The organism is Rhizobium sp. NZLR1b (assembly GCF_019685155.1).
Lineage (GTDB): Bacteria > Pseudomonadota > Alphaproteobacteria > Rhizobiales > Rhizobiaceae > Rhizobium.
This window is the reverse complement of the sequence record NZ_JABDWC010000019.1, coordinates 117,098-135,067: the sequence shown is the minus strand read 5'-3', so window position 1 is coordinate 135,067 and position 17,970 is coordinate 117,098. Positions and strand designations below refer to the sequence as shown.

Annotated in this window: 19 protein-coding genes and 2 riboswitches; of the genes, 9 read left to right on the top strand and 10 right to left on the bottom strand. The window is 62.0% G+C overall.

The genetic code is table 11. From position 1 onward, the window contains the following. From HJB84_RS24140 to sugE, 4 genes are all read left to right on the top strand, one after another. Positions 1-539 (top strand): zinc-binding dehydrogenase (locus tag HJB84_RS24140; protein ID WP_221117113.1); only part of this gene is annotated, 539 nt, incomplete at its 5' end. Then, a complete protein-coding gene (locus HJB84_RS24135) occupies positions 539-1,024 on the top strand; it encodes a GNAT family N-acetyltransferase (RefSeq protein WP_207580577.1) in 486 nt (161 codons plus the stop codon). The genes HJB84_RS24140 and HJB84_RS24135, both read left to right, overlap by 1 nt. Continuing rightward, positions 1,021-1,488 carry a YaiI/YqxD family protein gene (locus HJB84_RS24130; RefSeq protein WP_221117112.1) on the top strand — a complete coding sequence of 156 codons (468 nt, stop codon included), beginning with the start codon at positions 1,021-1,023 and terminating at the stop codon, positions 1,486-1,488. Before HJB84_RS24135 ends, HJB84_RS24130 begins: the two co-directional genes overlap by 4 nt. Before the next feature lie 158 nt (positions 1,489-1,646). Continuing rightward, positions 1,647-1,961: a quaternary ammonium compound efflux SMR transporter SugE gene (sugE, locus tag HJB84_RS24125; protein WP_007629198.1), complete on the top strand. Its 315-nt coding sequence runs from the start codon at positions 1,647-1,649 to the stop codon at positions 1,959-1,961. 48 nt (positions 1,962-2,009) lie between these two features. On the opposite strand, the gene HJB84_RS24120 is transcribed toward sugE, so the two are convergent. The 7 genes from HJB84_RS24120 to crcB form a co-directional block, all read right to left on the bottom strand. Continuing rightward, a complete protein-coding gene (locus HJB84_RS24120) occupies positions 2,010-2,402 on the bottom strand; it encodes a DoxX family protein (RefSeq protein WP_207580579.1) in 393 nt (130 codons plus the stop codon). A 139-nt stretch (positions 2,403-2,541) separates the two neighbouring features. Beyond that, the gene (locus tag HJB84_RS24115; RefSeq protein WP_207580580.1) at positions 2,542-4,074 is read right to left on the bottom strand and encodes an acyl-CoA carboxylase subunit beta; all 1,533 of its coding nucleotides are present in this window, start codon (positions 4,072-4,074) and stop codon (positions 2,542-2,544) included. A 22-nt stretch (positions 4,075-4,096) separates the two neighbouring features. Beyond that, a complete protein-coding gene (locus tag HJB84_RS24110; RefSeq protein ID WP_207580581.1) occupies positions 4,097-4,555 on the bottom strand; it encodes a hypothetical protein in 459 nt (152 codons plus the stop codon). A 67-nt stretch (positions 4,556-4,622) separates the two neighbouring features. Further along, positions 4,623-5,408, bottom strand: a complete 786-nt coding sequence (locus HJB84_RS24105) for an ATP12 family chaperone protein (protein ID WP_207580582.1) — start codon at positions 5,406-5,408, stop codon at positions 4,623-4,625. A gap of 9 nt (positions 5,409-5,417) precedes the next feature. Beyond that, a complete protein-coding gene (locus HJB84_RS24100; protein WP_207580583.1) occupies positions 5,418-6,071 on the bottom strand; it encodes an HAD-IA family hydrolase in 654 nt (217 codons plus the stop codon). Beyond that, a complete protein-coding gene (locus HJB84_RS24095; RefSeq protein ID WP_207580584.1) occupies positions 6,068-7,057 on the bottom strand; it encodes an RluA family pseudouridine synthase in 990 nt (329 codons plus the stop codon). Before HJB84_RS24095 ends, HJB84_RS24100 begins: the two co-directional genes overlap by 4 nt. A 94-nt stretch (positions 7,058-7,151) precedes the next feature. Further along, a complete protein-coding gene (crcB, locus tag HJB84_RS24090) occupies positions 7,152-7,529 on the bottom strand; it encodes a fluoride efflux transporter CrcB (RefSeq protein ID WP_221117111.1) in 378 nt (125 codons plus the stop codon). A 121-nt stretch (positions 7,530-7,650) separates the two neighbouring features. Between crcB and HJB84_RS24085 the strand changes: the two genes are divergently transcribed. Beyond that, positions 7,651-7,917 carry a hypothetical protein gene (locus HJB84_RS24085; RefSeq protein WP_207580586.1) on the top strand — a complete coding sequence of 89 codons (267 nt, stop codon included), beginning with the start codon at positions 7,651-7,653 and terminating at the stop codon, positions 7,915-7,917. Positions 7,918-7,989: 72 nt separating this feature from the next. On the opposite strand, the gene HJB84_RS24080 is transcribed toward HJB84_RS24085, so the two are convergent. Together HJB84_RS24080 and HJB84_RS24075 are read right to left on the bottom strand one after the other, a co-directional pair. Then, positions 7,990-8,991, bottom strand: coding sequence for a copper chaperone PCu(A)C (locus HJB84_RS24080; protein ID WP_207580587.1), 1,002 nt, complete (start codon positions 8,989-8,991; stop codon positions 7,990-7,992). A 73-nt stretch (positions 8,992-9,064) separates the two neighbouring features. Then, entirely contained in the window at positions 9,065-9,445 is a 381-nt protein-coding gene (locus HJB84_RS24075) for a hypothetical protein (RefSeq protein WP_207580588.1), read from the bottom strand. A gap of 158 nt (positions 9,446-9,603) precedes the next feature. Next, a riboswitch (glycine riboswitch) is annotated at positions 9,604-9,692 on the top strand. Positions 9,693-9,695: 3 nt separating this feature from the next. After that, positions 9,696-9,776, top strand: a riboswitch (glycine riboswitch). Positions 9,777-9,852: 76 nt separating this feature from the next. Between HJB84_RS24075 and gcvT the strand changes: the two genes are divergently transcribed. The 4 genes from gcvT to HJB84_RS24055 all read left to right on the top strand — a co-directional run bounded on the left by gcvT (position 9,853) and on the right by HJB84_RS24055 (position 15,492). Beyond that, positions 9,853-10,989: a glycine cleavage system aminomethyltransferase GcvT gene (gene gcvT, locus HJB84_RS24070; RefSeq protein ID WP_207580589.1), complete on the top strand. Its 1,137-nt coding sequence runs from the start codon at positions 9,853-9,855 to the stop codon at positions 10,987-10,989. Between the two features lie 23 nt (positions 10,990-11,012). Beyond that, positions 11,013-11,375, top strand: a complete 363-nt coding sequence (gene gcvH / locus HJB84_RS24065; protein ID WP_221117110.1) for a glycine cleavage system protein GcvH — start codon at positions 11,013-11,015, stop codon at positions 11,373-11,375. Continuing rightward, complete coding sequence (gene gcvP / locus HJB84_RS24060) at positions 11,375-14,239, top strand: aminomethyl-transferring glycine dehydrogenase (protein WP_221117109.1); 2,865 nt, start codon at positions 11,375-11,377, stop codon at positions 14,237-14,239. Before gcvH ends, gcvP begins: the two co-directional genes overlap by 1 nt. Before the next feature lie 215 nt (positions 14,240-14,454). Next, positions 14,455-15,492 (top strand): GH25 family lysozyme, encoded by a 1,038-nt coding sequence (locus tag HJB84_RS24055; protein ID WP_207580592.1) that lies wholly within the window; start codon positions 14,455-14,457, stop codon positions 15,490-15,492. A 131-nt stretch (positions 15,493-15,623) separates the two neighbouring features. Here HJB84_RS24055 and HJB84_RS24050 read toward each other — a convergent pair whose 3' ends face one another. Continuing rightward, on the bottom strand, positions 15,624-17,909 hold the full coding sequence (locus HJB84_RS24050) for an FdhF/YdeP family oxidoreductase (protein WP_221117108.1): 2,286 nt from the start codon (positions 17,907-17,909) through the stop codon (positions 15,624-15,626). Positions 17,910-17,970: the final 61 nt, after the last annotated feature.

Below are 17,970 nucleotides of genomic sequence, written 5' to 3'. Positions count from 1 at the left end.
GCATCGGCCTCAACGTGCTGCAGGGCCTGCGGCTTGCCGGTGCCGACATGATCATCGGCGTCGACATCAACAATGACCGCAAGGAATGGGGCGAGAAGTTCGGCATGACGCATTTCGTCAATCCGAAAGAGGTCGGCGACGACATCGTGCCCTATCTGGTCAACCTGACGAAGCGCAATGGCGACCTGATCGGCGGCGCCGACTATACGTTCGACTGCACCGGCAACACCAAGGTGATGCGCCAGGCGCTCGAAGCCAGCCATCGCGGCTGGGGCAAATCGATCATCATCGGCGTTGCCGGCGCCGGCCAGGAGATCTCTACCCGCCCGTTCCAGCTGGTCACCGGCCGCAACTGGATGGGCACCGCCTTCGGCGGCGCGCGCGGGCGCACCGACGTGCCGAAGATCGTCGACTGGTACATGCAGGGCAAGATCCAGATCGACCCGATGATCACCCACACGATGCCGCTCGACGACATCAACAAAGGCTTCGAACTGATGCATTCCGGCAAGAGCATCCGCGGCGTGGTGGTTTACTGATGGCTTCGACGACCTGCATGGCCGACATCAAGACCTTCGATGAGCTCCTCGCGCGGGAGCTCTACGACCTCTTGAAAATGCGCGTCGATGTCTTCGTCGTCGAGCAGAACTGTGCCTATCCGGAACTCGACGGCAAGGATATCGATGCCTTGCATCTAAGGCTGATGGAGAGCGGCGAACTCCTGGCTTCGGCGCGGATTCTGACACCGCACGAGCCGCATGATCCGTCAAAAATCGGCCGCGTCGTCGTCTCGCCCACCCATCGCGGCAAGCGCCTCGGCGATGCATTGATGCGCGAAGCGATCTCCGCTTGCGAGCGGCTTTATCCGGCACACCACATTGCCTTGTCGGCGCAGGCCCATTTGCGCCGCTTCTACGAATCCTTCGGCTTCATCGTGGCATCGGAGGAATATCTGGAAGACGGCATTCCCCATATCGATATGGTCCGCCAGCTGGCCATCCAGCCGGCAAGGATATTGTCATGATTTATGTCGATGCCGATGCCTGCCCGGTGAAGCCGGAAGTGCTGAAGGTCGCCGAACGCCACGGCCTCGAAGTCACCTTCGTCGCCAATTCCGGCCTACGCCCATCGCGCGATCCGATGATCCACAACGTCATCGTCTCCAACGCCTTCGACGCTGCCGACAACTGGATTGCCGAGCGCGCCGGCCCCGGTGATGTCGTCGTCACCGCCGATGTACCGCTCGCCGTGCGCTGTGTCGCCACCGGCGCCTTCGTCAGCGGCCCGACCGGGCGCGTCTTCGACGAGACCAATATCGGCATGGCGAGCGCCATGCGCGATCTCAGCGCGCATCTGCGTGAAACCGGTGAAAGCAAGGGCTACAACGCCGCCTTCAGCCCGAAGGACCGCTCGCGCTTCCTCGAAACCTTCGACCGCCTCTGCCGCCGCGCCAAGAGTTTTTCCGCGGAGGCTGGTGGGCAGCCCTGATCCCGACCGGCATGAAACGGGTGGCATAGCGGCCATGCGGATTCCTACCTTGAACGGAGCCGTTCCCTTACGCATATAGGGGTTATCGCAGACGACTGCGGCATCCTGAGGATGCAACCGTCGCGGGGACGGCCTCGCTCTTGAACAAGGAGAGTCGTATGGCCTGGTTTCTGCTTTTTCTCGCCGGTCTTTTCGAATGTGGCTGGGCGATCGGCCTTAAATATACCGATGGTTTCACACGGCCGCTGCCGACGGCGCTGACCGTCATATCCATGGTGGTCAGCATCGTGCTGCTCGGCCTGGCGGTGAAGCACCTGCCGATCGGCACCGCTTATGCGGTCTGGACCGGCATCGGCACGGTCGGCACCGTGCTCCTCGGCATCTGGCTGCTTGGCGATGAGGCAAGTGTCTCCCGTCTTGCCTGCATCGTGCTGATCGTCGGCGGCATCGCCGGTCTCAAGCTCACCGCTTGATCACCAAAACGCTGCGGGGCATCGTAACGCCCCGCAATCTATGTCGGCTCAGGCTGCCTTGCGGTTATCGACGGAAAATGCGCCGGGACCGGAGAAGAACATGTAGAGGAAGACGAAGCAGAACAGGATCGCGGCGTCGCCCTGATTGACGGCTGGGAAGAAGCTGTTCGGAGCATGCGCCATGAAATAGGCGACCGCCATTTCGCCGGCGAGCAGTAAGGCGACGGGACGCGTCAGCAGGCCGACGAGAATGAGGATGCCGCCGACAAGCTCAAGAAAGGCGGCGAAAAGCATCAGCGGCGGCAGCGAGCCCGACATCTGCGAGGCCGGGAAGCCGAAAAGCTTCATCGTGCCATGTTCGATGAACAGCAGTGCGGTGATGATCCTGAGAGCGGCCAGCCCATAGGGGCGGTAGGCAGAAAGACGCTCGAAAGTTGACATAAAATCTCTCCATTAAAAGAATACCGCCGAGCGTTAGCCTGTCGTCGGCAAGGATTGAACACACGGATCGCTGACAACCGTTCACATTTTCGACAGCAGCTAAACACCTGACCGGACGAATATATTCATCGGCCAAATCTCAAAGCGGGATGTTGTCGTGTTTCTTCCAGGGATTGGTGAGATCCTTGTTGCGCAGCATCTTCAGGCCGCGCGCCAGCCGCCGCCGGGTCGAATGCGGCATGATTACCTCGTCGACATAGCCGCGCTCGGCGGCGACGAAGGGTGAAAGGAACCGGTCCTCGTACATTTTCGTGTGGGCGGCGATCTTCTCGGGATCGGCGATATCCTTCCGGAAGATGATCTCGACCGCGCCCTTGGCACCCATCACCGCGATCTGCGCTGTTGGCCAGGCGTAGTTGAGATCTCCGCGCAGATGCTTCGACGCCATCACGTCATAGGCGCCGCCGAAGGCTTTGCGGGTGATGACCGTCAGCTTCGGCACCGTCGCCTCCGCATAGGCGAATAGCAGCTTGGCGCCGTGCTTGATGAGGCCGCCATACTCCTGCGCCGTCCCCGGCAGGAAACCCGGCACGTCGACGAAGGTGACGATCGGAATGTTGAAGCAGTCGCAGAAGCGAACGAAGCGCGCCGCCTTGCGCGACGCGTCGCTGTCGAGCACGCCGGCCAGCACCATCGGCTGGTTGGCGACAAAACCGACGGTGGAGCCTTCGACGCGGCCGAAGCCACAGACGATATTCCCGGCGAATTTCGCCTGGATCTCGAAGAAATCCCCCTCGTCCGCCACCTTCCGGATCAGTTCCTTGATGTCATAGGGCTTGTTGGCGCTGGCCGGCACCAGCGTATCGAGCGACATATCGACCTCTGTCACCGACTGGTAACATTCGATTTCAGGCAGTGGCGCGGTGTTCGAAAGCGGCAGGAAATCGATCAGCCGGCGCACCTGCAGCAGCGTTTCGACATCATTCTCATAGGCGCCATCGGCAATCGAAGAGCGCACAGTGTGGACCACGGCGCCGCCGAGTTGTTCCGCCGTCACCGTCTCGTTGGTGACGGTTTTCACCACATCGGGGCCGGTGACGAACATGTAGGAGGTATCACGCACCATGAAGATGAAATCGGTCATCGCCGGCGAATAGACGTCGCCACCGGCACAGGGACCCATGATGACGGAGATCTGCGGGATGACGCCGGAAGCGAGCACATTGCGCTGGAACACTTCGGCGTAACCGCCAAGTGCGGCCACGCCCTCCTGGATGCGGGCGCCGCCGGCATCATAGATGCCGACGATCGGCGCGCGGTTCTTCAGCGCCATGTCCTGCACCTTCATGATCTTCTCGGCATGCGCTTCCGAAAGCGAGCCGCCGAAGACGGTGAAGTCCTTGGCGAAGACGAACACCGTGCGGCCATTGACCGTGCCCCAGCCGGTGACGACCCCGTCGCCGGCAACACGGCTCTTGTCCATGCCGAAATCGGTGGAGCGATGTTCGACGAACATGTCGAATTCCTCGAAGGAGCCTTCATCGAGGAAGAGGTCGATACGCTCGCGCGCCGTCAACTTGCCACGCTTGTGCTGGGCGAGGATGCGCGTCTCACCGCCGCCGAGGCGGGCGACGCCGCGGCGCCGTTCCAGTTCTTCGAGAATTTCCTTCATGCGATCTCCCTCGCCGCTTGTGCTAGTGGCTTCGCCCGCTGAGTGAGAAAACCGAGCGTATCCTGGCTGCGACGTCCTCGGCCAAGATCTCGTCGGCAAGCTTGGGGTCGGCGGCGATGCTGGTCACGTCGAAGGCGCTGACCGCGATGACCGAGCCGTCCTCGACGGAAGCTGCGTCGATGCTGATCTTGGCGACGTTGCGGTCCTTCTGGAAGCCGAGGCCCTTCTCGATCGACACGACGCGGATCGTCAGCACCACCCGCGGCAGCACGGTGTCACGCACCGTGGCGTTGATCGCGGCATTGACGCGGTCGTTGATGCCGCCAAGCAGCTCGGCCGGCATGTTCGGCCCGGAGACAACGACGGCGCTGCGCACATCATAGACCGGTGCCTCCGGCTTTTTCGCCGAGAGGCTGCCGCAGGCTGCAAGCGCGACACAGACGAGTGCGGCCCGGCAAAAACACGACCTCAGCCAATTCATCGCAAAATCCCGCACGACCCCGTTGGAGTCGCAGATTTCGTCATAATGGCGGGGAAGGCAATATGTTTCAGGCGCTTAGGGCGAAAAAAACATCCGTCGCCGCCTTGAAGTCGGCAAAGCGCTTGGCCCGCCGCTCCTCGGCTTCTTCGTCGCTGCCCCAATGCTCGATCGTCCAGTCCTCGTCGAGATGGGCAAGCGACCAGGCTTCCTCCATCGTCACCCGGCCACAGGCGAAGGCGAGAGCCAGGATCGCCGAACCGGTGAGCGTGGTGACTGTGTGCAGTGCTGCGAGCGCGATCGGGTTGTCATATCTGGCGAGCGTGACGGCGAAGGCGGCGGTCGCCTCGCGCGGCTGCTCACGCGGCATCACGCCTTCGACGAGGATGAAACGGGCGCCGAGATCGTTTGCAGCCCAGTCGACCATCGGGTCCCAGCGCTCGGCCTGGCGTTCGACCAGCAGTTCCGGCCCATCGGCGCGATAGCAGATAAGGTCGCTCGAGGAAAAGCGCAGGATATCTTCAAGGATCGCCTGCGTGTTGCCGGTAATGCCGTCGAGCGCGGTGTTGACGAGCCGCGTCATGGGCATCGTCATGGGATCGATCTCTTCGCCCTGCGCCTGCCATTCGGCGGCGACAAGCTGCGCCAGCGCCTCGGTCGGAACCGCAAGAACCAGCCGTGCCGGCGTGCGCACCATCTTGCCGTCGAGCGTGATCGCAAAACCGCCCTCGTATTCGGCAACCGAGACGTCGGTATAGAAACGCTTCGGCAGCGGCTTCTTCATCTGGATCTGCGCCCGGCGGATCGGATCGGGATGGCTCAGGCCTTCGGAAAGATCGTTCAGCAGATCGCGCATAGGCTTACCTCAGGAAAAATGGCTTAGTATCTCGTTTGGATGATAGGCGATCGCATCGGCGCCGTTGGCGATCAGCTCATCCACGCTGGCATAGCCCCAGGCAACGCCGATCGCCTTGGCGCCGGCAGCCTTTGCCATCTGCATATCGAAAATGGCATCGCCGATGACAATGGCATCAGCGGCATTCATGCCGGTTTCGTCACAGCATTCCGTCACCATGGCCGGATGCGGCTTGGAAGGGCAATCGTCGGCGGTGCGCGCAACGGTGAAATATCGGTCGAAGCCGTGCGTCTCCATCACCAGGTTCAGCCCGCGCCTGGATTTCCCTGTCACTGCGCCGATCAGCAGATCCTCGCGCCCGGTGATCGCGTCGATCATCTCGCGGATGCCGGGAAACAGCGGCTCCCTGTAGTCGAGATCCTGGCGCACCACCGAAAACAGCGATTTGTAATGCGCCGTCATCTCGATATCGTCCTGCTCGACATGCGGCCTGCCCTGCATGCGGGCAATCGCGATATCCAGCGACAGGCCGATAATCGCCTTGGTGTCCTCAAATCGCGGTTCCGGCTTGCCGAATTTCTCGAAGGTCCGACGCATGGTTTCATGGATCAGGCCGGCGCTGTCGACCAGCGTGCCGTCGCAATCGAAAAGGGCGAGTTTCATTCGCTGTCCCTTTCAGCACCGGCAAGGTCGAGACCGAGCAGGTTCCATGTCTGCACCATATGCGACGGCAGTGGCGCGCTGACGCGCAGGCGGCCGCCGGAGGGGTGCGGGATGTCGATGCGGCGCGCATGCAGATGCAGCTTCTTCTGCACGCCGCCCGGAAAATCCCAATTCGGATCATCGTCGAAATATTTCGGATCGCCGATGATCGGATGGCCGATATGCAGGGCATGAACGCGCAATTGGTGGGTTCGGCCGGTATAGGGCTCCATCTCCAGCCATGCGAGGTTCTGCGCCGCCGTCTCCAGCACGCGGTAGAAGGAAATCGCATGGTCGGCACCGTCCTCGCCGTGTCTGGCGATGCGCATCCGGTCGCCATCGGCGGTCGGCTCCTTGACGAGCCAGGTCGAGATCTTGTCTTCGTGCTTGCGCGGAACGCCCTTGACCAGCGCCCAATAGGTCTTCTTGGTATCACGCTCGCGGAAGGCGGCCGTCAGCTTCTGTGCGGCGCCGCGGGTGCGGGCGATGACGAGAACCCCTGACGTATCGCGGTCGAGGCGGTGGACGAGCCGCGGCTTCTCGCCCTTCGGGCTGGTCCAGGCTTCGAGCATCTGGTCGATATGCCGGGCTACACCGGAGCCGCCCTGCACCGCAATACCGGGCGGCTTGTTGAGCACGATCACCTTATCGTCCTCATGCAGCACCATGCGCGACAGGAGTTCGAAATCGGACGAATGCTTGAGATCCTTGCCGGCGATCGGTCCGGACTTCTTCGCATCGACATCCAGCGGCGGCACCCGCACCGTCTGCCCTGGCTGCACGCGCGCATCCGATTTGACACGGCCGCCGTCGACACGCACCTGGCCGGAGCGCAAAAGCTTCTGCAGCGGACCGAAACCGAGCCCGGGAAAATGCACCTTGAACCAGCGATCGAGCCGCATGCCTGCTTCGTCGGGTTCAACCTTGATATGTTCTATGCCAGCCATAAAAAATCTTTCGGAAATTGCAGCGCGGGCCAAGCCGGCGTTCTTGCCGCAGCCTTTAGAGCATTTTCAAGCAAAACGGAAACCGGAAAAGAAATCAGGCCAAAGCGCGCATGACGGCAAGGCCTGCCACGACGGCGGCCATCGAAAACCCGACGCTCGCCATGATGTAGATACCGCCCGCCGCCGCCTCGCCACGCTCGAACAGCGAGATCGCATCCAGCGAAAAGGCCGAGAAGGTGGTGAAGCCGCCGAGGAAGCCGGTGATCAGCAAAAGCCGCAGTTCCACCGAGGCGTTGAACCTCCGCGCGATCAGCTCGGCGAAGACGCCGATGACGAAGCAGCCGACGACATTGACCGCAAGCGTGCCCCAGGGAAAGGCCGGGCCCATGAGCCTCAGCGTCCACTGGCCGACATAATATCTGAGGAGGGAACCGATAGCGCCGCCGACGGCGACGAGAAGAGCCTGGATCATCCGCCGGATTTATCGCAACTCCGCAAAGATTCCAATCGTGACGGAATGAATTCTTACCATCAGGTCAAATGCCGATGATTTTGTTATGATGGCGCCAATATCATGCCGATACCGTGACGGCATGACCCAGCTCCTGTCCGTATCGGCCAACACCGCTGCCATTGCCTTCGAATCGCTGAGGATTCCCCAGCGTGTCGCGACCAGCACCGCCGCGCGCGATGCACGCCGCATCGCCGACCGGCAATTGAAGGCCGACAGCCCCGATCAGGCCGAGGAGCCCTCCAGCATCATCCAGTCGACGGAAGTGGCGCTCGACCTGATGGCCAAGGGCAACCGCCAGCCGCAGGCCGGCCTCAAGCAGGCTCTGCAATCCTACGAAGAGGTCTGAGGCAACCGCCTTTTGAAGGAAAGCCTGCGACTGGATCACAGTCGCAGGCTTTGCTGTTTCATCGGATCGCGCTTACTTGCCCTGCACCGACAGCACCTGCAGCACCAGGTCGATCTTTCCGGCCTTTTCGAAGGTCAGCGTCACCGGCACGCTATCGCCCTGCTTGAACGGCGTCTTCACCTTCTGGAACATCAGATGCAGGTTGCCGGGCTCGAGCTTGACCGTCTGGCCAGCGGCGATGGCGATGCCGTCCTTCAGCTGGCGCATCCGCATGACGTTGTCCTTGGTCACCATCTCGTGGATCTGAACCTCGCCTGCCGCAGGCGATGTCACGGATAGCAGCCGGTCGTCCGTCTGGCCGTTGTTCTTCACGGTGAAAAAGCCGCCGCCGACCGGCTGGCCGGGCAGCATCGCCTTGGCGAACCCGCCAGAGACTTCGAGATCGCCGGCCTTGACCGTTTCTCCAGCCGGTGCCGCAGCACCCATACCGGTCATACCGGACATGTCCATGCCGGCCATGTCGTCATGGTCATGGCCATGGTCTTCGCCGGCGACGACCTTCAGAAGCGGTGCCGGGCTTTTCATCCCATGCGCGTCGCCGCCATCCTTTGCCACCTGATCCCAGGCCTCGACCGTGTCACCGCACATCTGCGTCACCGGAAAGGCGAGCGAGGTGCCGGCATCGACGCCCGAAACCTTACCCTGGATGACGAAGGTGTCGTAGAAATCGTCGGAGAGATTGCCGTTCTTCCAGCGGATCTCGACCGCGCCTGTCTTCACCTTGTCGCCGTGATTGTCGTAGATCTTCTGGTAGTCGCCCTTGATCACCTCGAGCTCCCAGCCGGCCTTCGGCTGCGGCTTGGCGAAGACGAAGCCTTCCGGCAGCTTGACCCGCACTTCCGTGGTGGCCTTGCCGTCGCAGCCGTGCGGCAGCTGCAGCGTCGCGAGAATGGTGGTCTCCTCAGTCGCTTCCCTGTCGAGGAAGGTCACATGCGCTTCTGCGCCGGCGATGGCGGTCGCGGAAAGAAGGGCGGCAAGCGCGAATGTCTTGCCAAATGTCTTGCTAATCTTCATCGGATATCTCCTCGCCGGCCGCGAATTTCTCTCAGGCGGACCGGCATGCTGCATCATTAAGTGCGAAGGCAGATCAGCCGAGGATGGGAGGCGCGCGGGAATTTGCCCGGCTGACGGCGCGTGCACCGGTAACGGCGGCGGTTTCGATCGGCGAATTGACGAGCGAGGCGAGCTTGCGTTCGAGCCAGGAGCCGGCATCCGGTGCCGGTAGGATCACGGTGGCCGACAGCCGGCAGGCTTCGCAATTCGGCTTGAAGGAGGCGGTCTTGCCGTCTGCGTCCTTCACCGTGACGCAGAGCGAAGCGAAGCTGCCGTCGGGCAGCATATAGGCCGCCGCATGATAGCCTTCGGAGGCGACAGCCTGCGGCGGCTGATGGGCAAGACCGAGCAACGCGAAGCTCAATGCGCAAAGCATGCGCAAAAACAGCGTCGCTTTCAGTCCGGTCGGCCGCATGAGATCCCCTTCAACAGCAAGTCGCGATAGCCGGTTTACAGCCGAAATGCAAAAGCAGATTTGCTGCAGTTTAAGGCCGGATCGGTATAAGACGACAAAAATTTGCTCGGTGACGACATTTGCCGCTTGCCAAGAGCCACAACCGCCGGATAATTGCGCCAACCTTGTTGGGAGAATCCGGTGCTTTCGCCACCGGTGCCGAAGGAGCAACCGCCCCGGAAACTCTCAGGCAAAAGGACCAGCAAGGGGCAGACGGAACTCTGGAGAGAAGCGTTCTCGAAACGCTCGCCGAAGGGATAACAATCTCAGGCAAAGGGACAGAGGGGGCTCAGGAGAGAAGTGCGCAGCCGCGCCTTCAGATTTGAGCCCGTGCCTTCGCGAGAAGGCGCAAACCCCGGAGGCGTCTTTTGGACGATACTGCTGCCCTGAAGAAAACCCCGCTGCATGCCCTGCATCTCTCGCGCGGCGCCCGCATGGTGCCGTTCGCGGGTTACGACATGCCGGTGCAATATCCCGCCGGCGTCATGAAGGAGCACCTTCATACCCGCACCGAGGTCGGCCTCTTCGATGTCTCCCACATGGGCCAAGTCATCGTGAAGGCGAAATCCGGCAGCTACGAGGATGCCGCGCTGGCGCTCGAAAGCCTGGTTCCGGTCGATATCCTCGGTCTTGCCGAAGGCCGCCAGCGTTATGGCTTTTTCACCGACAACAGCGGCTGCATTCTCGACGACCTGATGATCGCCCATCTCGACGACCATCTTTTCGTCGTCGTCAACGCGTCCTGCAAGGAGGCCGATCTGGCCCATCTGCAGGCCCATATCGGCGACCGATGCGATATCACGCTGCTGAACCGCGCTTTGATCGCGCTGCAGGGACCGCGTGCGGTCGAGGTTCTCGCCGAACTCTGGGCCGACGTCGCAGCGATGAAATTCATGGATGTGCGCCACTGCCGCCTGCACGATGTTTCCTGTCTTGTCTCGCGCTCCGGCTATAGCGGCGAGGACGGTTTCGAAATCTCGATCCCGGCTGATAAGGCCGAGGATGTCACCATGCGGCTGCTCGAGCATCCCGATGTCCAGGCGATCGGCCTCGGCGCCCGTGACTCTCTGCGCCTTGAAGCCGGTCTCTGCCTCTATGGCAACGATATCGACACCACCACCTCGCCGGTCGAAGCAGCGCTGGAATGGGCGATGCAGAAGGCGCGGCGCACGGGCGGCGCACGCGCCGGCGGCTTCCCGGGCTCCGGCCGAATCCTTTCCGAACTCGAAAACGGCGCTGCCCGCCGCCGCGTCGGCCTGAAGCCGGAAGGCAAGGCGCCGGTGCGCGGCCATGCCAAGCTCTATGCCGATGCCGAGGGCAAGGTCGAAATCGGCGAAGTCACCTCGGGCGGCTTCGGCCCCAGCGTCGAAGGTCCCGTCGCCATGGGCTATGTTCCGGTCTCCCATGCAGCGGCCGGCACGCTCGTCTACGCCGAGGTGCGCGGCAAATATCTGCCGATCACCGTCAGCGCCCTGCCCTTCGTCACACCGACCTACAAACGCTAAAGCTTTTCCAGAGAGGACGAACAATGCTGAAATTTACCGAAGAACACGAATGGCTGCAGATCGAAGGCGGCGTTGCGACGGTTGGTATCACCAATTATGCCGTCGATCAGCTCGGCGACCTGGTTTTCGTCGAACTGCCGGAAGTCGGCGCGACCTTCTCCAAGAACGGCAATGCCGCGACAGTTGAATCCGTCAAGGCTGCCTCCGACGTCTATTGTCCGCTCGACGGAGAGATCACCGAGGTCAATCCGGCCATCGTTGCCGATCCGTCGCTGGTCAATTCCGATCCTAAGGGCGCCGGCTGGTTCTTCAAGCTGAAGCTTGCAAATGCCGCGGATGCCGACGGCTTGCTCGACGAGGCCGCCTATAAGGAGCTCACCGCGTAATGACGACGCCGACCGAATTCCAGTTCACCGATTATCAGCCCTACGATTTTGCCAATCGCCGTCACATCGGCCCCTCGCCGGCCGAGATGACCGACATGCTGAAGGTGATCGGCTATAACAGCCTCGACGGCTTGATCGACGCGACGTTGCCGCCCTCGATCCGCCAGAAGGCGCCACTCGTCTGGGGCGCGCCGATGACCGAGCGCGAGGCGCTCGACAAGCTGCGCGAGACCGCCAACAAGAACAAGGTGCTGGTGTCGCTGATCGGCCAGGGATACTACGGCACGATCACGCCGCCGGTCATCCAGCGCAACATCCTGGAAAATCCCGCCTGGTATACGGCCTATACGCCCTACCAGCCGGAGATCAGCCAGGGCCGCCTGGAAGCGCTTCTCAACTACCAGACGATGGTCTGCGACCTCACCGGCCTCGACGTCGCCAATGCCTCGCTGCTCGACGAGGCGACCGCCGCCGCCGAAGGCATGGCGATTGCCGAACGCGTCGCCAAGTCGAAGGCGAAGGCCTTCTTCGTCGATGCCGATTGCCATCCGCAAACCATCGCCCTGATCCGCACCCGCGCCGAGCCGCTCGGCTGGCAGGTGATTGTCGGCAATCCCTTCACCGATCTCGATCCGGTCGATGTCTTCGGCGCAATCTTCCAATATCCGGGCACGCATGGTCACGTCCATGATTTCACCGGCCTGATTGCCCGCCTGCACCAGGCCGGCGCCATATCGATCGTCGCCGCCGACATCCTGGCGCTGACGCTCTTGAAATCGCCCGGCGAAATGGGTGCCGATATCGCCGTCGGCTCCTCGCAGCGCTTCGGCGTCCCGGTCGGCTACGGCGGCCCGCATGCGGCCTATATGTCGGTCAAGGATGCCATCAAGCGCTCCATGCCCGGCCGTCTCGTCGGCGTTTCCGTCGATGCCCGCGGCAACCGCGCCTATCGCCTGTCGCTGCAGACCCGCGAGCAGCATATCCGCCGCGAGAAGGCGACGTCGAACATCTGCACCGCCCAGGTGCTGCTGGCCGTCATGGCCTCGATGTATGCGGTCTTCCATGGTCCCGAGGGTATCAAGGCGATCGCCCAGCAGGTTCACCAGAAGGCCGTGCTGATGGCCAAGGGCCTGGAAAAGCTCGGCTATAAGGTCGAGCCGGAAAGCTTCTTCGACACTATCACCGTCGATGTCGGCCACATGCAGGGGCTCATCCTGCGCGCCGCCGTTGCCGAAGGCGTCAATCTGCGCAAGGTCGGCGAAACTGGGATCGGCATGAGCCTCGACGAGCGCACGCGGCCGGCAACGCTCGAAGCCGTCTGGCGCGCCTTCGGTGGCAATTTCACCATCGCCGATTTCGAGCCTTCCTACCGGCTGCCGAGAGGCCTGCTCAGAACCAGCAATTACCTCACCCATCCGATCTTCCACATGAACCGCGCCGAAAGCGAGATGACGCGTTACATCCGCCGGCTCTCCGACCGGGATCTGGCCCTCGACCGCTCGATGATCCCGCTTGGTTCGTGCACGATGAAGCTCAATGCGACGGCGGAAATGCTGCCGATCACCTGGCCGGAATTTTCCGACATCCATCCCTTCGTGCCGGCCGATCAGGCGCTCGGCTACCGCGAGATGATCGACGACCTGATCGAAAAGCTCTGCGCCATCACCGGCTACGACGCCTTCTCCATGCAGCCGAATTCCGGCGCGCAAGGTGAATATGCCGGTCTGCTGACGATCCGCAACTTTCATATCGCCAACGGCGAGGGCCATCGCGACGTCTGCCTGATCCCGACCTCGGCGCACGGCACCAACCCGGCCTCGGCCCAGATGGTCGGTATGAAGGTGGTGGTCATCAAAGTGCGCGAGAATGGCGACATCGATCTCGACGACTTCCGCGCCAAGGCTGAGGAGCATGCGGCAAACCTCTCCTGCTGCATGATCACCTACCCTTCGACGCACGGCGTCTTCGAAGAGACCGTCAAGGAAATCTGCGATCTCGTGCATACCAATGGCGGCCAGGTCTATCTCGACGGCGCCAACATGAACGCCATGGTCGGCCTGTCCCGTCCCGGCGACATCGGCTCGGACGTTTCCCACCTCAACCTGCACAAGACCTTCTGCATCCCGCATGGCGGCGGCGGCCCCGGTATGGGTCCGATCGGCGTCAAAGCGCACCTGGCGCCGTACCTGCCAGGGCACCCGGAAACCGACGGCCGTTCCGGCGCGGTTTCGGCCGCCGCCTTCGGCTCGGCCTCGATCCTGCCGATCTCCTGGAGCTACTGCCTGATGATGGGCGGCGAAGGGCTGACGCAGGCGACCAAGGTGGCGATCCTCAACGCCAACTACATCGCCGCCCGCCTGAAGGGCGCCTATGACGTGCTTTACAAATCGGCCGCCGGCCGCGTCGCGCACGAATGCATCATCGACACCCGCCCTCTGGTCGACAGCGCAGGTGTCACCGTCGACGACGTCGCCAAGCGGCTGATCGACTGCGGCTTCCATGCGCCGACCATGAGCTGGCCGGTATCAGGCACGCTGATGATCGAGCCGACGGAAAGCGAGACCAAGGCCGAACTCGACCGCTTCTGCGAGGCGATGCTGGCGATCCGCGAGGAGGCTCGCGCGATTGAGGAAGGCCGCATGGACAAGGTCAACAACCCGCTGAAGAACGCTCCGCACACGGTGGAAGACCTCGTCGGCGAATGGGAGCGCCCCTATTCGCGCGAACAGGCCTGCTTCCCGCCCGGCGCCTTCCGCGTCGACAAATACTGGTCGCCGGTCAACCGCGTCGACAATGTCTATGGCGACCGCAACCTGCTCTGCACCTGCCCGCCGGTCGAAACTTATGCCGAGGCGGCGGAGTAGCAGCAATTCGGCCAGCCCCTCTCACAGGTTGGGAGGGGCTGCCTTCAAGATCAGCTTTCGATACGTGATACGGCGCCGAACCCGGCGATGCCCGTTTCGAGGCATTGGGTTCAAATTTAACCTTTCTTAGCAAGTCTCTGTTAGCAATTGAAAATGGGCGGTTTCCCTCCAGCAGGAATGTTGCCGTCGACCTTTTGTTTTGCGTGCAGGTTCTCATGCGTTCATCGGCTTTGCCAGCAATCCTCCTTGCCGCCCTGATCCTGTCGGGATGCGCCGCCAGTTCCGGCGCCGAAGATGTGCTGGGCAACGTGCCATCGCCGGAAACGACGAATGCGATCACCAAACCGAACGGCCCGATACCGGCTGCCACCGTCGGCGACACTACACAGGCAAACGCGCCGCAGGAAGCGTTGAGCTGGACCGGACCGGTTCCGGAGCCACAGGCGCTCGTGCCCCAGGACAGGCCGGTCGGCATGCCGATGCCGACGGAAAAGCCCGTCGCGATGCTCATGCCCACCAATCCGGGAATCGATCCCGATGTCGGCAGGAGATCGCCGGCACGCGGACAGATCTACGGCCACCGCTTCCGCGATGCCAAGCCGATCAACTTCGGCTCCACCTCGCCGAGAAAGCTTGCCGTGCATGGCGTCGACGTCTCGCGCTGGCAGGGCGAGATCGATTGGGAGACGTTGCGCGGGCAAGGCGCGAACTTCGTCTACATCAAGGCGACGGACGGCGGCGATCACCTCGATCCGATGTTCAAGAAAAACTGGCGCCGGGCCAAGGAAGCCGGCCTGAAACACGGCGCCTATCACTTCTTCTACTGGTGCCGGACGGCAGGCGAACAGGCCGACTGGTTCATCCGCAACGTACCGAGGGAAGCAAACGCGCTTCCGCCCGTCATCGACGTCGAATGGAATGGCGAATCGAGCTGCAAGCGGCGCATTTCTCCCGCCCGCGTCCGGGAAAAGATGCAGGTGTTCATGGACAAGCTGGAGCGTTATTACGGCCAGCGCCCGATCATCTACACGGCGCCGGATTTCTACCGCGACAATTTGAAGGGCCAGATGCTCGACTACCCCTTCTGGCTGCGCTCGGTGGCCGCTCACCCCTCCAAGGTCTACCCCGGCCGCAAGTGGCTCTTCTGGCAATATTCCGGCTCCGGCCTCTCCGAAGGCGTCGAAGGCAAGATCGACCTCAACGTGTTCAACGGCAACGAAAGCGATTGGCACGACTGGGTGGCGTCACGATAATGCATGTCGCCGGGAAGTGTGCAGCGGTTCCCGGATAACGACATGCATAAAAACAAAGAGCTAAAGCGCGTCAAGTGAATCAAGTTACATGCGAAGCGCTTTAGCTTGAGGCGGGCAAGCGCCTGCCCAGCTTACGCCGACTTCTGCACCTTCACAGGCACACCCTTATAGGCGGGGGTTCCCGATTTTCGGTCGTAATCGGCAAGCGCGATGACCCGGTTCATCTCGGGATAATATCCAGCCACGGAGCCGAGCGGGATGTCGTAAGCCACCGCGGTGAAGCCTTTGACCGACTTGCTGCCTGTTTCGCCAACCGATTCGATATCGACCCTGTCGCCATCGGCCAGGCCGCGAGCGGAGAGATCCTTGCTGTTCATGAAAATAATGTCACGGCGGCCGAAGACGCCCCGATAGCGGTCGTCGAGGCTGTAGATCGTCGTATTGTACTGGTCGTGACTGCGCAGTGTCGTCAGAACCAGCGTGTCCGCGTCGACAAGCCGGGGATCTTCTTCCAGTCCCGGCGCAGTGAGGAAATGCGCCTTGCCTGAAGGAGTGTGCCATTGCCGGTCAGCGGCGGCGACCGTCAGCCGGAAGCCGCCGGGTTTCCTGACCCTGGTGTTGAAGTCATGAAAATCGGGAAAGACTACCGCGATCTTTTCCCGAATTCGGCTGTAATCACCGACCATCCCGTCCCAATCGATATCGTATTTGCTGCCGAGCGTTGCCTTGGCGATACCGGCGATGATCGCAGGCTCGGAGCGAAGCTGGTCGCCGGGCGGTTTCAGGAAACCGCGCGAGGCATGCACCATCGACATGGAATCCTCGACGGTCACCGATTGCGGTCCGGTCTTCTGGATGTCCTGGTCGGTGCGGCCGAGAACGGGAAAAATGATCGAGGTCCGGGCGATCAACAGGTGCGAGCGATTGAGTTTCGTCGCGATGTGAACGGCAAGGTCGAGTTTGCGCATGCCTGTGAACGTCGCGTCCGGATCGGATATCGCCACGGCCAGATTGCCGCCGAGGCAGACCAGCGCCTTCGACCGGCCCTCGATGATCGCCTCGATTGCTTCGACGGCGTTGTGGCCCTTCTCCTCCGGAGGGCGGAAACCGAAGGCCTTTTCCATGCCGTCGAGAAGCGCCCTATTGGGGATTTCGGTGATACCGACCGTGCGGTCGCCCTGAACGTTCGAATGTCCCCGAAGCGGGCAGATGCCGGCGCCCTGGCGGCCGATATTCCCCCGCAGCATCAGGAAATTGGCCAGCTGCTGGACGTTGGCGGTGCCGTGGCTGTGCTGGGTGATGCCCATGCCGTAGCAGAGGATAACGTTGCGGGCATTGAGATAGACCTCGACAGCACTATCCAGCGCTTCGAACGTCAGGCCCGATTTCCTGAGGATCGACGCCCACTCCGTCTGTGCGACATCGGCCTTGAGAGCCTCCAGCCCGATCGTGTGTGCCTTGATGAACTCGCGATCGAGAAAGCCCTTGCCGCCTGCGGTGATATCGGCGTCGTCGCGTTCGAATATCCGCTTCATCATCCCCTTGAGGGCCGCAAGATCCCCGCCGGTGCGGACCTGGTGATAGGCCGATGCGATCGGCGTCGACGACATCATCGCCATTTCTACCGGGTTCTGCGGTGCGGCGAATTTTTCAAGCGCCCTTTCTTTCAAGGGATTGAAGACCACGATCGGAACGCCGCGCCTCGCGGCATCGTGCAGGGTGGTCATCATCCGGGGATGGTTGGTGCCCGGATTGTGACCGAAGCTGAAGATGGCATCGGCATGATCGAAATCCTCGAGCGTCACCGTGCCCTTGCCGACCCCGATCGAGTCGGGCAGGCCGACGCTGGTCGCCTCATGGCACATGTTCGAGCAGTCGGGAAAATTGTTGGTGCCGTAGGCCCTAACAAAAAGCTGGAACAGAAATGCCGCCTCGTTTGAGGCGCGTCCGGACGTATAGAATTCGGCCATGTCAGGGTCGGGCAGTTTGCGCAGTTCGTCGCCGATCAGCGCAAGGGCCTCGTCCCAGCCGATCGGCAGGTAATGGTCGCTGACATGGTCATAGATCAACGGGTGCGTCAGGCGGCCCTGGTCTTCCAGCTGGTGGTCGTTCCATTGCCAGAGTTCGGCAACGCCGTGTGTCGCGAAAAAGTCGGGTCCGGCGCGCTTTGCCGTCGATTCCCAGGTGATCGCCTTGGCACCGTTTTCGCAGAATTCGAATGAGCTCGTATGTTTGGGATCGGGCCATGCGCAGCCGGGGCAATCGAAACCCTCGGGCTGATTGGCTTTCAGCAGCGTCGCAGCACCCTGGGCGATGACCTGCTGGCGTGCAAGGGTTTCGGCAACGGCTTTGAGTGCACCCCAGCCGCCGGCCGGGGCCGTGTATGTCTCGATGCCTTTCGGCCGCTTCTTGGTCATCACCTGCTCCACAAATCACGCGAAGGCCAGAGCCTATCAGCCGGCAATGTAGGGGAATGCC

Bases quoted from the DNA above. Each gene is read 5' to 3' on its own strand.
- HJB84_RS24100 (WP_207580583.1), bottom strand. From the start codon at position 6,071: ATGAAACTCGCCCTTTTCGATTGCGACGGCACGCTGGTCGACAGCGCC.
- HJB84_RS24075 (WP_207580588.1), bottom strand. From the start codon at position 9,445: ATGCGGCCGACCGGACTGAAAGCGACGCTGTTTTTGCGCATGCTTTGC.
- HJB84_RS24130 (WP_221117112.1), top strand. From the start codon at position 1,021: ATGATTTATGTCGATGCCGATGCCTGCCCGGTGAAGCCGGAAGTGCTG.
- gcvH (WP_221117110.1), top strand. From the start codon at position 11,013: ATGCTGAAATTTACCGAAGAACACGAATGGCTGCAGATCGAAGGCGGC.
- HJB84_RS24080 (WP_207580587.1), bottom strand. From the start codon at position 8,991: ATGAAGATTAGCAAGACATTTGGCAAGACATTCGCGCTTGCCGCCCTT.
- HJB84_RS24120 (WP_207580579.1), bottom strand. From the start codon at position 2,402: ATGTCAACTTTCGAGCGTCTTTCTGCCTACCGCCCCTATGGGCTGGCC.
- gcvP (WP_221117109.1), top strand. From the start codon at position 11,375: ATGACGACGCCGACCGAATTCCAGTTCACCGATTATCAGCCCTACGAT.
- HJB84_RS24110 (WP_207580581.1), bottom strand. From the start codon at position 4,555: ATGAATTGGCTGAGGTCGTGTTTTTGCCGGGCCGCACTCGTCTGTGTC.
- HJB84_RS24105 (WP_207580582.1), bottom strand. From the start codon at position 5,408: ATGCGCGATCTGCTGAACGATCTTTCCGAAGGCCTGAGCCATCCCGAT.
- HJB84_RS24115 (WP_207580580.1), bottom strand. From the start codon at position 4,074: ATGAAGGAAATTCTCGAAGAACTGGAACGGCGCCGCGGCGTCGCCCGC.
- HJB84_RS24135 (WP_207580577.1), top strand. From the start codon at position 539: ATGGCTTCGACGACCTGCATGGCCGACATCAAGACCTTCGATGAGCTC.
- HJB84_RS24095 (WP_207580584.1), bottom strand. From the start codon at position 7,057: ATGGCTGGCATAGAACATATCAAGGTTGAACCCGACGAAGCAGGCATG.
- crcB (WP_221117111.1), bottom strand. From the start codon at position 7,529: ATGATCCAGGCTCTTCTCGTCGCCGTCGGCGGCGCTATCGGTTCCCTC.
- HJB84_RS24085 (WP_207580586.1), top strand. From the start codon at position 7,651: ATGACCCAGCTCCTGTCCGTATCGGCCAACACCGCTGCCATTGCCTTC.
- sugE (WP_007629198.1), top strand. From the start codon at position 1,647: ATGGCCTGGTTTCTGCTTTTTCTCGCCGGTCTTTTCGAATGTGGCTGG.
- HJB84_RS24055 (WP_207580592.1), top strand. From the start codon at position 14,455: ATGCGTTCATCGGCTTTGCCAGCAATCCTCCTTGCCGCCCTGATCCTG.
- HJB84_RS24050 (WP_221117108.1), bottom strand. From the start codon at position 17,909: ATGACCAAGAAGCGGCCGAAAGGCATCGAGACATACACGGCCCCGGCC.